At 72.8% G+C, this 11577-nt stretch carries 9 protein-coding genes; 7 read left to right on the forward strand and 2 right to left on the reverse strand.

Annotated features, from left to right (window positions below; genetic code table 11):
• Positions 1-104: 104 nt before the first annotated feature.
• Positions 105-662: a Ros/MucR family transcriptional regulator gene (locus ACKUB9_RS32925; RefSeq protein ID WP_407529073.1), complete on the reverse strand. Its 558-nt coding sequence runs from the start codon at positions 660-662 to the stop codon at positions 105-107.
• 947 nt (positions 663-1609) lie between these two features.
• Here ACKUB9_RS32925 and ACKUB9_RS32930 point away from each other — a divergent pair.
• Both ACKUB9_RS32930 and ACKUB9_RS32935 read left to right on the forward strand, forming a co-directional pair.
• Entirely contained in the window at positions 1610-4699 is a 3090-nt protein-coding gene (locus ACKUB9_RS32930; RefSeq protein ID WP_407529072.1) for an Rne/Rng family ribonuclease, read from the forward strand.
• A 426-nt stretch (positions 4700-5125) separates the two neighbouring features.
• The gene (locus ACKUB9_RS32935; protein WP_407529071.1) at positions 5126-6472 is read left to right on the forward strand and encodes a methyl-accepting chemotaxis protein; all 1347 of its coding nucleotides are present in this window, start codon (positions 5126-5128) and stop codon (positions 6470-6472) included.
• A gap of 43 nt (positions 6473-6515) precedes the next feature.
• Here the strand turns inward: ACKUB9_RS32935 and ACKUB9_RS32940 are convergent, their stop codons facing one another.
• Positions 6516-7688, reverse strand: a complete 1173-nt coding sequence (locus ACKUB9_RS32940; protein WP_407529070.1) for a pyridoxal phosphate-dependent aminotransferase — start codon at positions 7686-7688, stop codon at positions 6516-6518.
• 188 nt (positions 7689-7876) lie between these two features.
• Here ACKUB9_RS32940 and ACKUB9_RS32945 point away from each other — a divergent pair, with 188 nt between their 5' ends.
• The 5 genes from ACKUB9_RS32945 (at position 7877) to ACKUB9_RS32965 (ending at position 11539) form a co-directional block, all read left to right on the forward strand.
• Complete coding sequence (locus ACKUB9_RS32945; RefSeq protein WP_407529069.1) at positions 7877-8680, forward strand: DsbA family protein; 804 nt, start codon at positions 7877-7879, stop codon at positions 8678-8680.
• Between the two features lie 99 nt (positions 8681-8779).
• A complete protein-coding gene (gene aroQ, locus ACKUB9_RS32950) occupies positions 8780-9241 on the forward strand; it encodes a type II 3-dehydroquinate dehydratase (protein ID WP_407529068.1) in 462 nt (153 codons plus the stop codon).
• Between the two features lie 11 nt (positions 9242-9252).
• On the forward strand, positions 9253-9729 hold the full coding sequence (gene accB / locus ACKUB9_RS32955; protein ID WP_407529067.1) for an acetyl-CoA carboxylase biotin carboxyl carrier protein: 477 nt from the start codon (positions 9253-9255) through the stop codon (positions 9727-9729).
• A gap of 10 nt (positions 9730-9739) precedes the next feature.
• Positions 9740-11095, forward strand: a complete 1356-nt coding sequence (gene accC, locus ACKUB9_RS32960) for an acetyl-CoA carboxylase biotin carboxylase subunit (protein ID WP_407529066.1) — start codon at positions 9740-9742, stop codon at positions 11093-11095.
• A gap of 168 nt (positions 11096-11263) precedes the next feature.
• The gene (locus ACKUB9_RS32965; protein ID WP_407529065.1) at positions 11264-11539 is read left to right on the forward strand and encodes a hypothetical protein; all 276 of its coding nucleotides are present in this window, start codon (positions 11264-11266) and stop codon (positions 11537-11539) included.
• The last annotated feature ends 38 nt before the right edge of the window (positions 11540-11577 follow it).

Consider the following 11577-nt stretch of genomic DNA (forward strand, 5'->3'; position numbering starts at 1 on the left):
GATCGCGTTGCAATCGGGCGGCGCTCTAAGCCTTTGATTTGCCGCTTTTTCTGCGACGAACCGGTATCCACTTCGTCGGAAAATGCTCTATGCCGCCGCGGGAGCTATTCCGCCGCCGCCTTCTCGGCGGCCTTGGCGCCGCGCCCGCGCCGGGCCGATTTCCCGGAGGCGCTGGCCTTCTCGGCCGGGGCCTCGACGGGCGGCGCCTCCACGGCGGGGGCCTGCGCCGGAGATTGCGCCTTGGCGGCCCGGTCGCGCCGGATCTGGCCGAGGCCGAGGCTCTTGGCGAGTTCCGAGCGCTGCTTGGCGTAGCTCTCGGCCACCATCGGGTAATCCCGCGGCAGGCCGAACTTGGTCCGGTATTCCTCCGGCGACAGGCCGTGCTTCGTGAGGTGGCGCTTCAGGGACTTGTAGGGCTTGCCGTCCACGAAACTGATGAGCTGATCGGGCGTGATCGACTTGCGGACCTGCGCCGGGGTCAGCCGGGGCGCTTCCTCAGCGGTGGGGGCGGCCGGCTTCCCGATGTTGTTGAGAACCTCGTAGACGCTGCGGATGAGCGCGGGCAGCTCCCCGGGCGGCACGTTGTTCTTCGAAACGTAGGCCGACACGATATCGCTGGTGAGACCGCTGAGGTCGGCGGCGGATGCTTCAGGCTCGCTCATCTATGTGTCCCTGTGCTTCAGATGGCACAGGAGTGTAATGTCCGGCGCGGCGCGTCAATGAAAATCGTCGTATGTGCACAGCAAAACTGGAAGTCCGATGGTCTCCGGGCCCGGCCTGCGGCGTGAACGGCAGGTCTCGCCCCAGTCGAGGGCGGGCCTCGCCGCCTTGAACAAGGCCGGGGCGGGGCGTCCGGCGCTGTCGAGACGGCGGGAAGGTGGGCGGCGGCACGGCCGAATCCTCGCCGTACCGTCCGCGCATCGCGCCCGCCCCTGTGTCGAACTTGGGGCCGGGCCGGAAGGACCGGGTCGATCGGTCCGGTTGATCTTGGGGCCCGTGCCGATCTTGGGCCCGTACCGCGCGGGGCCTCGCGCGGCGCGGCAGGATCGTGCCGGGCAACCGTGTCGATCCTGCTTGCCAATTCGGCCCGGCACTCTGTAATGGTATCGACCCCCGCCCGTCGCCGCCGGATTCCGTCGCGGCCCGCGGGCCTGCCCGCTCCCGTCGAGGGTCCGGGCGCTCAAGGCCCGTCGCCGGCTCACCGCCAGACGGTCGGCTTCTCCGAGCCGGGCAGGTGTCGTTTTTCGCCAGCGGCGGCGCTTCTCAAGCGCGTCGTCGCCCCGTTCTATCGCCGGCCGGCGCCAGCCTGCCGGCCCGTCGTTTCGAGAGGTCGGTGGGAGAATGCGCGGACGCACAGCTTCGGTCTCCGTCGCTGCCGGTCCCAGCGCACGCATCCGGCGTCGCGCCTGTCCGCGCCCCCTGCCCCCGGCCGTGGTCAACCCCTCGCGCGCACGATCGCGCGCAGCGGCGATTGACGGCAAACCCAGCGCGAGATCAACCGCCGCGGCCTCCCGGCTTCGGCACCTGAGAGCCTCCCGGAGGCCGGCGTCACCGCCCGGCCGGCTCGGTCGAGCTATGCTGCCGTCACTCGCCATGTCGAAAGTTCGTCATGGCCAACAAGATGCTCATCGATGCCGCCCACCCGGAAGAGACCCGGGTGGTGACGGTCAAGGGATCGAAGGTCGAGGAGTTCGATTTCGAATCCGCTAGCCGCCGCCAGCTGCGCGGCAACATCTACCTCGCCAAGGTCACGCGGGTCGAACCGTCGCTCCAGGCCGCCTTCGTCGAGTACGGCGGCAACCGGCACGGCTTCCTCGCCTTCAGCGAGATCCATCCCGACTATTACCAGATCCCGATCGCCGACCGGCTCGCCCTCCTGGAGGAGGATGCCCGCGCCGAGCGCGAGCAGGCCGAGCGCCCCGAGCGCAGCTCCGACGAGGGGCAGAACCGGCGCCGGCGCCGGCGCGGGCGGCGCGCCGAGGCGGCCGCGGCCAAGCCCGATCCGGTCGTGAGCGCCCCCGCCGAGGGGCTGGAATCCGACGAGGGCGAGAACCCCGTCGAGGCCGCCGGCGAGGGCGTGACCGCGCCGCTGCCGGCCGCGCCCGAGGCCGAGGAGGCCCGGACCGAGGCCGCCGCCAATGACGACGCGGACCCGCAGGAGGCCGCCCCCGCGGCGCCGGCCGAAGAGGCTCCGGTCGCCGAGGAGCCGGCCGCAGAGGCGTCGGCCGCGGCGATGCCGGTCGAGACCGTCGGGACGGGCGAGGCCGCCGGCCCGGATGCGCCCGACGGCGCGGCCCCCCTCCCGGCCGGGGCCGAGACCGTCGCCGCCGAAACCGACGCGCCGGAGGCCGCCGCGCAGGCGTCGCCCGCCACGGACGAGGATGCTGCGGACGACGAGGCCCGGTCCGAGGATGAGGCCGAGGATGAGTCGGACGAGTCCGATGAGGATGACGAGACCCGGTCCGAGGACGGCTCCGACGAGGACGACGACGAGGACGACGAGGACGAGGACGACGCGGACGAGTCCGAGGACGAGGAGCCGGTCGTCGAGCAGGTCGGCGGCCGCGGCGACGCGCTCGCCGAGATTCCGGAGCGGCACCGCGCCCCCCGCCGCCACTACAAGATCCAAGAGGTGATCAAGCGCCGCCAGGTCATCCTGGTGCAGGTGGTCAAGGAGGAGCGCGGCACCAAGGGCGCGGCGCTCACCACCTACCTGTCGCTCGCCGGCCGCTACTCCGTGCTGATGCCCAACACCGGCCGGGGCGGCGGCATCTCGCGCAAGATCACCAGCGCGGCCGACCGCAAGCGCCTGAAGGAGATCGCCACCGACCTCGAAGTGCCCGAGGGGATGGGCGTCATCCTCCGCACGGCCGGCGCCTCGCGCACCAAGCCGGAGATCAAGCGCGATTTCGAGTACCTGATGCGGCTGTGGGAGAGCGTGCGCGAGCTGACGCTCACCTCCTCGGCCCCCGCCCTGGTCTACGAGGAGGGCTCGCTGATCAAGCGGGCGATCCGCGACCTCTACAACAAGGACATCGACGAGGTTCTGGTCGCGGGCGAGGACGCCTACCGCGAGGCCAAGGACTTCATGCGGATGCTGATGCCGAGCCAGACCAAGGTCGTGAAGCCCTACCGCGACCCGGCTCCGCTCTTCGCCCGCTTCGGCGTGGAGCAGCAGCTCGACGCGATGTTCTCCAACCACGTCTCCCTGCGCTCGGGCGGCTACCTCGTCATCAACCCGACCGAGGCCCTCGTCTCCATCGACGTGAACTCGGGGCGGGCCACCCGCGAGCACGACATCGAGGACACCGCCCTCAAGACGAACCTGGAGGCCGCCGAGGAGGTGGCGCGCCAGCTGCGCCTGCGCGACCTCGCGGGCCTGATCGTCATCGACTTCATCGACATGGAGGAGAAGCGCAACAACCGGGCGGTCGAGCGCAAGCTGAACGAGTGCCTCAAGGACGACCGGGCGCGCATCCAGGTCGGGCGCATCTCGCCCTTCGGCCTCCTCGAGATGTCGCGCCAGCGCATCCGCACCGGGGTGCTCGAATCCTCCTCCGTCCCGTGCGCCCATTGCGGCGGCTCGGGCTTCGTGCGGGCCACCGCCTCGGTGGCGCTGCTGATCCTGCGGGCGATCGAGGAGGCGCTGATCAAGTCGAGCAGCCACAACCTGATCCTGCGCACCCGCACGGAAGTGGCGCTCTACATCCTCAACCAGAAGCGCGTGCACCTGCGCGATCTCGAGACCCGGTTCGGCGTCTCGATCACGATCTCGGCCGACGAGCGGCTCGCCGCCACCTCGGTGTTCCACCTCGACCGGGGCGATCCCGCCCAGCGCGTCGAGCCGCGCCCCGTCACCAGCATCCGGGCGGAGGCGGTGCAGCCCCCGCCGCTGGAGGACGAGGAGGAGGACGAGGAGACGATCGAGGAGGCCGAGGCCGGCGAGGAGACGGTGGAAGCCGGCGCCGCCGAGACGGAATCCGACGACGAGAACGGCGGCCGGCGCCGCCGTCGGCGCCGGCGGCGCCGGGGCGGTCGCGGCGACGGGCCGCAGAGCCACGCCGAGGGCGACGAGGCCGCCGAGGGGCCCGAGGCTGGCGCCGAGGGGACCGAGACCGGCGCCGACGCCCCGGAGGTTGCCGAGGCCGCCGGCCCGGTCTCGATCCCGATCACCGAGGACGGCGAGGCGCAGGGTGACGAGGCCGGCGGCCGGCGCCGGCGGCGGGGCCGCCGCGGCGGTCGCGGCCGGGAGCGCCAGGACGAACGCCAAGACGAGCGCCAGGATGAGCGTCATGAGGAGTTCGCCGGCAGCATCGGCGACGAGGTCGTGGTCGGCGAGGCCGAGACGGCCGAGGCCGGACCTGCGGGTGGCACCCTCGCGCCGGACGCGCTGGCCGAGGAGATCGTGGCGGTCGGCGAGATCGCGGGCCCGGCCCCCGAGGCCGTCGCGTCGGCGGCTCCGCCCGCCGGGGTCGCGGACCTCTCGGCCCTCGACCGCGCGGCCGAGACCGCCGCGGCGATCGAGGACCCGGTGCCCCCGCCGGCCGGGCCGGCGGCTCAGGAGCTGTCCGTTCAGGAGCCTGCCCCGCCTCAGCCGGAGCCCGAGCCGGTCGCGGTGGTGCTGACGCCCCCGGACCCGGACCGTCCCAAGCGGGCGGGCTGGTGGTCGCGCACGAAGGCGGCCATCAGCGGACACTGATCCGATCGCCGGACTTCGTTCGGACGCCGGCGCGGCCGGCCCGCTCGCGCGAAGCCGGCATCCCCATCGCGTCGCGATCGCCGGGCGATCAACCGGATGTGCCATGACACGCGATCCGCGGCCGGCCCCTCGGGGCCGGCCGCGTCGTATTCCGGGCCCAGCCGATCGAGGACGTCACCCCGGTGTAACCGTTATGGCCCGGCCGAGACCCGGGGGTTCGCTCCTGCGGCATGGATTCTATGACCGGCCGGCCGGTGCTCGCTCCCCCGCAGGCCGGTGTTTACTCTGATCGCATCGTCGAACGGTCCGCTTCTCTCGGTCAGATCTCTGACGTATGGGAAAGGCTTCCTTTGTCAGGGGCAAGGTAACGGAAACTCAAATGTTCGTGGCCACTTTGAGCGCCATGTTCTCGTGAGTGCACCGGCCATGTTTCGATCCCTTCGCGCCCCCCGTCCGCAAGCCGTCGTGGTGGAGGAGCCCCGTGAGGCGGTGGAGGCGCGGATCGCGGATCTCCTCGATCGCGCCGGGACGCCCGGTGCCGCGGCGGCCCTCGACGGCCGGGTCGGCGCCGCCCTCGCCCGCCTCGTGGCCCAGGGGCAGAAGGCGGCGGCGGCCGATCTCGGGGTCGCCGCTCACGTGGCCGCGGAGGCCTCCGAGGCCGGCACCATCCTGGTCTGGATGACCCACGACGCCTCCGAGGTCGCCGGGCAGACCCGCACCATGGCGGCGGCGGTGGAGGAGGTGGCGGCCTCGACCCGCGAGCTGTGGAGCCGGTCCCAGGCGAGCGCCGACCTCGCGGACCGCGCCCGCACCGGCATCGCGGGCTGCGCCAGCGACATGCAGGAGGCCACGCGCACCATGGAGGTGATCGAGGCCGGCGCCGTCCAGATGGAGGAGCGCCTGCGCGGGTTCGAGAGCGCCGCCCAGCAGATCCAAGAGATCGCGGGCGCCATCGAGGCGATCTCCAGTCAGACCAACCTGCTCGCGCTCAACGCCACCATCGAGGCGGCGCGCGCGGGCGAGGCGGGCCGCGGCTTCGCGGTGGTCGCCGCCGAGGTCAAGCAGCTCTCCGGCCAGACCGCCCGGGCCACCGACCAGATCCGGACCCGCCTCGGCGCCCTCCTCCAGGAACTCGCGGCGATCCAGGGGGCGGTGGCGGAGAGCCGGCAGGCGGTGGCGACCGGCACCGGCGCGGTCGCCCGCGTCGGCGCCCGCATCCGCGACGAGGGTCAGGCGGTAGCCGGCTCGGCCGAGGGCATCCGCGCCCTCGTCGACGTGCTCGGCCAGCAGCAATCGGCCACCCAGGAGATCTCCGCGGGCGTGCAGCAGGTCGCCGACAAGACCCAGAAGACCCGCAACGAGATCGACGGCCTGATGGCCCAGCTCGCCCGCGCCGAGACCGCGGCCTGCGAGTCCTTCGACGGCGGGACGGACCGGGCGATCACCGGATACGGCCTCGTGCGCCTGCCGGCCGACCTCGCCGCCTGGAAGCGCCGCCTCGCCCAGGTGCTGACGGGCCTGCGCCCGGCCAAACGCGAGGAGGCCGCCTTCACGGCCTTCGACCTGCCGGCCCAGTGCGCGGCCCTGAAGGCCGACCCGGCCTTCGCGGGCGCCGGCCTCGACGCCGTGCTGGCGGCCTACGGTGAGGCGGCCCGGCAGGCGGCGCTGGTGGTGGAGGGTGTGGCCGCCCACGACTGGAACCGCGCCACGCCCGCCTTCCAGGCCTTCGAGACCGCGATCAAGACGATCTGCGAGAGGTTGCCCAGGCTCTGAGCGCGGCGCGCTCTCCCGGGAGGGCGCCGGGCCGGGCGGGTTTTCACCCGAGCCAGCCGCGCAGGCGGCGCACCGCCTCGGCGGCCGCCGCCTCGCCGCCCGCGAAGGACAGGCGCAGGTGGTGGGCGCCCTCCACGGGGTCGAAGTCGAGGCCGGGCGTCGCCGCGACGCCCGCCTCCGCCAGCATCCGGCGGCAGAAATCGGCAGCGTCGTTCGTCAGCCGCGCCACGTCCGCGTAGAGGTAGAAGGCGCCATCCGCCGGATGGACGTCGCCCAGGCCCAGCCCCGGGAGTTCGTTCAGCAGGAGCGCCCGGGCGCGCGCGTAATCGGCCTTGACCGCCTCCAGCTCCTCCGCGGCGTCGAAGGCGGCCAGCGCCGCCACCTGCGACAGGTAGGGCGCCGAGATGTAGAGGTTCTGCGCCAGCCGCTCGATCGGCCGCACCAGCCTCTCCGGCACCACCATCCAGCCGATCCGCCAGCCGGTCATGCAGTAGTACTTCGAGAAGGAATTGATGATCACCGCGTCGGGGTCGCTCCGGAGCGCGGTCGCGGCCGGCACGCCGTAGGTGAGGCCGTGGTAGATCTCGTCCGACACGAAGGCGAGGTTCAGCGCCCGGCAGGTGCGGCCGAGTTCGGCGAGGCCGACGGGATCGATCATCGTGCCGGAGGGGTTGGCCGGGCTCATGACCAGCAGCCCCGCCAGCGGGCGCGCGGCATGCGCCGCCCGCACCAGGGCGGCGGTCGGCACGAAGCCGTCCCCGGCCGAGAGCCGCAGCGGCACGGGTTCGAGGTCGAGGGCCTGCAAGATGCTGCGGTAGGCCGGGTAGCCCGGCTCCGCGATGGCGACCCGCGCGCCCGCGTCGAACAGCGCCAGGAAGGCCAGCACGAAACCCGCCGAGGAGCCCGTCGTCACCACGACCCGCTCGGGCGCCACCGTCACCCCGTAGGCCTCGGCGCAGTGGCGGGCGATCCGCTCGCGCAAGGGGGCGATGCCGAGCGCCTCCGTGTAGGGGATGCGCCCGCCCGCCAGCGCCGCCTGCGCGGCCGCCAGCGCCGCCCGCGGGGCAGGCGCCGAGGGCTGGCCCACCTCCATGTGCACCACCGTCTCGCCCCGCCGCTCCTTCACGGCCGCGGCCGCGAGCACGTCCATGGCGAGGAAGGGCGCGACGCGCGCGGCGCGGCGGGAGATCGAGGCGTCTGAAGGGTCGGGCCGCATGCGTCGGGGACCTTCGGGGGAGCATCCGCGGGAGCCCCGGCCATAGGACGGAACGGCCGCCCGCCGCAACGTGGGCCGTCCGGACCGACGCGAGCGTGATTTGACCCTGTGCCGAAAATCCGCCTAACCACCGCGTCACGACACGCCGGCCGCGCCGCAGTGCCGGCCGACCCGCCACGAGGACGCCGATGTTGCCCCTGCCCCGCCTCCTGCCCGCCCTCGCCCTGACGGGCCTCGTGGCTCTCGCCGCTCCGACGCAGGCCCAGGCCCCGGCGACCCCCGCCCAGGCTCCCGGCCCCGCCCCCATGACGGAGGCCCAGCGCCAAGCCATCGAGGGCGTGGTCCGCGAGTACCTGCTCAAGAACCCCGAAGTGCTGCAGGAGGCGATGGCCGAGCTGGAGAAGCGCCAGCAGGACTCGCAGCGCCAGGCGCAGGCGAGCGCCCTCAAGGAGACCCGCGACACCCTGCACAACTCGCCGCACGGCTTCGTCGCCGGCAACCCGAACGGCGACGTCACGCTGGTCGAGTTCTTCGATTACAATTGCGGCTACTGCAAGCGGGCGCTGTCCGACCTGCAGACGCTGGTCAAGGGCGACCCCAAGCTGCGCATCGTGCTCAAGGATTTTCCGGTGCTCGGACCGGATTCGGTCGAGGCGAGCAAGGTCGCGCTGGCGGCCAAGCAGCAGCTCAAGGGCGAGCGGCTGTTCGAGTACCACGTCAGGCTGATCGAGACCCGCGGCAAGGTGAACGCCGAGCGGGCCTTCGCGGTGGCCCGCGAGATGGGCCTCGACGTGGCGCGCCTGCAGAAGGACATGCAATCCCCCGACGTCCAGGCAGCGCTGCAGGAGAACGTGAGCCTCGGCGACAAGCTCGGCCTCTCGGGCACGCCCGCCTTCATCATCGGCGACGAGATCATCCCGGGCGCGGTCGGCGCGGAGCCGATCCGCAAGACCATCGCGGGCGTGCGCCAGTGCGGGCACGCCACCTGCTAGCGGCTCCCGCCCCTATCCGCCGCCCGGCCCATCCGGTAAGAGCGCGCACGTCTCAAGTGCGCGCACGTCCCGCGCGCCCCTCGGCGCCAGCCCTGTGCCATGATCGCGATCCACGTCCTCAACGGTCCGAATCTCAACCTGCTCGGCCGGCGCGAGCCCGGGATCTACGGCACCGCCACGCTCGCCGACATCGAGCGCAGGCTCGGTGAACGGGCCGCCGCGGCCGGCGTCGCGCTCACCGCGCGCCAGTCGAACCACGAGGGCGAGCTCGTCGGATGGGTGCAGGAGGCCGGGCTCGCCGGAGCCGGCCTCCTCCTCAACGCGGGCGCCTACACCCACACCTCGGTCGCCCTGCGCGACGCGATCGCGGGCGCGGGCGCCATCGCGGTCGAGATCCACCTCTCGAACGTGCATGCCCGCGAGGACTTCCGGCACCATTCCTTCCTCGCCCCGGTCTGCGCGGGCGTCATTTGCGGCTTCGGACCGATGAGCTACCTCCTCGGCTTCGACGCCCTCCTGCACCTCCTCGGGGGACGCTCCCCCGCCACCCCTCTCTCCTGATTGCCGACCGCATGTCCAAGCACGATCCGTTCGATCCCGACCTGGTGCGCCAGCTCGCGACCCTGATCGCCGAGACCGACCTGACCGAGATCGAGGTCGAGAAGGGCGATCTGCGCATCCGCGTGGCCCGCACCGTGACGGCGGCGACCGTCCACGTGCCGGTGGCGGCACCCGCGCCCGCCGCGCCGCCCCTGCCCGCCGCCGCCGTCCCGGTGGCCGCGGCCGAGGCCGATTCCAAGGCGCTCGCGGCCCATCCGGGCGCGGTCCTCTCGCCGATGGTCGGCACCGCCTACCGGCGCCCTTCCCCGGACGCCAAGCCCTTCGTGGAGGTGGGCGCGCGCATCGAGAGCGGGGCGCGTCTCCTCCTCGTCGAGGCGATGAAGACCTTCAACGACATCGTGGCGCCGCGCGCCGGCACCGTCACGGCGATCTTCATCGAGGACGGCCAGCCGGTGGAGTTCGGCGAGCCTCTCCTGCTGATCGAGTGACGGCGCGCCCATGTTCGACAAGATCCTGATCGCGAACCGGGGCGAGATCGCCCTGCGCATCCTGCGCGCCGCCAAGGAGCTCGGCATCGCCACGGTGGCGGTCCATTCCACCGCGGACGCCGACGCGATGCACGTGCGGCTCGCCGACGAGAGCGTCTGCATCGGGCCGCCGCCGGCCCGTGACAGCTACCTCAACATCCCGCAGATCATCGCCGCCTGCGAGATCACCGGCGCGGACGCGGTGCATCCGGGCTACGGCTTCCTGTCGGAGAACGCGCGCTTCGCCGAGGTGCTGGGCCATCACGGCATCGCCTTCATCGGCCCCAAGGCCGAGCACATCCGGGTGATGGGCGACAAGATCGAGGCCAAGCGCACCGCCAAGCGCCTCGGCATCCCCTGCGTGCCCGGCTCCGAGGGCGGCGTCGCCGACCCGGACGAGGCGCGGCGCGTCGCGGCCGAGATCGGCTATCCGGTGCTGATCAAGGCGGCCTCGGGCGGCGGCGGGCGCGGCATGAAGGTCGCCCGCAGCGAGGAGGACCTCGACACCGCGCTCGCCACCGCCCGCATCGAGGCCAAGGCCGCCTTCGGGGACGACGCGGTCTACATCGAAAAATACCTGGAAAAGCCCCGCCACATCGAGGTGCAGGTGCTCGGCGACGGGCGTGGCGGGGCGATCCACCTCGCCGAGCGCGACTGCTCGCTCCAGCGCCGCCACCAGAAGGTCTGGGAGGAAGGCCCCTCGCCCGCCCTCAACCCGGAGATGCGCGAGCAGATCGGCGGGGTCTGCGCCCGGGCCATGCAGGAGCTCGGCTACACGGGCGCCGGCACGGTCGAGTTCCTGTACGAGGACGGGCAGTTCTACTTCATCGAGATGAACACCCGGATTCAGGTGGAGCACCCCGTCACCGAGATGATCACCGGGATCGACCTCGTGAACGAGCAGATCCGGGTGGCGGCGGGCGCGCCCCTGTCGCTGCGCCAGGAGGACGTGCGGGTCGAGGGCCACGCCATCGAGTGCCGCATCAACGCGGAGCACCCGGCGACCTTCCGGCCCTCGCCGGGCACGATCACCTATTTCCATCCGCCGGGGGGCCTGGGCGTGCGGGTCGATTCCGCCGCCTTCCAGGGCTACCGCATCCCGCCGCACTACGACTCGCTGCTGGGCAAGCTGATCGTGCACGGCCGCACCCGCAACGAGTGCCTGATGCGCCTGCGCCGGGCGCTGGACGAGTTCGTGGTCGACGGAGTCGACACGACGCTGCCGCTCTTCCGCACGCTGGTGCGCAACCCGGATGTGCAGAACGGGCTCTACGACATCCACTGGCTGGAGGAGTTCCTGAAGACCGGCGGCCTCGACGTCGCCTGACCCGCGAGGGCGGCCGGCGCGCGGCCGGCCGCCTCCGCGGTGCCGCAGCGGAACCAGCCGTCTTCCCGAAAGTTCTCCCCGCCTGGATCGCCGCCGCATCCTCCCCCACCGTACGGGACGAGCCGGATGCGGCGGGCGAGATATCTGGCGAAGAACGGGAGAGATTCGATGCGTGCGATGAGCGTGGCCCTGGTGGCCGCGATGGCCTTCGCGACTCCGGCCCTGGCGCAGGTGGTGGTGGAGACGGTTCCGGCGGCCCCCGGCGCGCCCGTGGTGGTCGTGCCCGAGACCACCGGCACGGTGGTGGTCCCGGTCGTGCCGGGCCCGCCGCTGCCGCCCACCGAGGCCGCGTCCGACTTCGATTCCGCCAAGGGCAGCAACGCCGCCAACCCGAGCCGCATGGCACCGAATCTCGGCGGCACGGCCGGCGGCCCGTCCCGCTGATCGGAGGCGGGGGGGGGGGGGGGGGGGGGGGGGGGGGG

The organism is Methylobacterium oryzisoli, from assembly GCF_046557895.1.
GTDB lineage: Bacteria > Pseudomonadota > Alphaproteobacteria > Rhizobiales > Beijerinckiaceae > Methylobacterium > Methylobacterium oryzisoli.

Coding starts and splice junctions, on each gene's coding strand:
- ACKUB9_RS32925 (WP_407529073.1), bottom strand. CDS start 662: ATGAGCGAGCCTGAAGCATCCGCCGCCGACCTCAGCGGTCTCACCAGC.
- ACKUB9_RS32930 (WP_407529072.1), top strand. CDS start 1,610: ATGGCCAACAAGATGCTCATCGATGCCGCCCACCCGGAAGAGACCCGG.
- ACKUB9_RS32935 (WP_407529071.1), top strand. CDS start 5,126: ATGTTTCGATCCCTTCGCGCCCCCCGTCCGCAAGCCGTCGTGGTGGAG.
- ACKUB9_RS32940 (WP_407529070.1), bottom strand. CDS start 7,688: ATGCGGCCCGACCCTTCAGACGCCTCGATCTCCCGCCGCGCCGCGCGC.
- ACKUB9_RS32945 (WP_407529069.1), top strand. CDS start 7,877: ATGTTGCCCCTGCCCCGCCTCCTGCCCGCCCTCGCCCTGACGGGCCTC.
- aroQ (WP_407529068.1), top strand. CDS start 8,780: ATGATCGCGATCCACGTCCTCAACGGTCCGAATCTCAACCTGCTCGGC.
- accB (WP_407529067.1), top strand. CDS start 9,253: ATGTCCAAGCACGATCCGTTCGATCCCGACCTGGTGCGCCAGCTCGCG.
- accC (WP_407529066.1), top strand. CDS start 9,740: ATGTTCGACAAGATCCTGATCGCGAACCGGGGCGAGATCGCCCTGCGC.
- ACKUB9_RS32965 (WP_407529065.1), top strand. CDS start 11,264: ATGCGTGCGATGAGCGTGGCCCTGGTGGCCGCGATGGCCTTCGCGACT.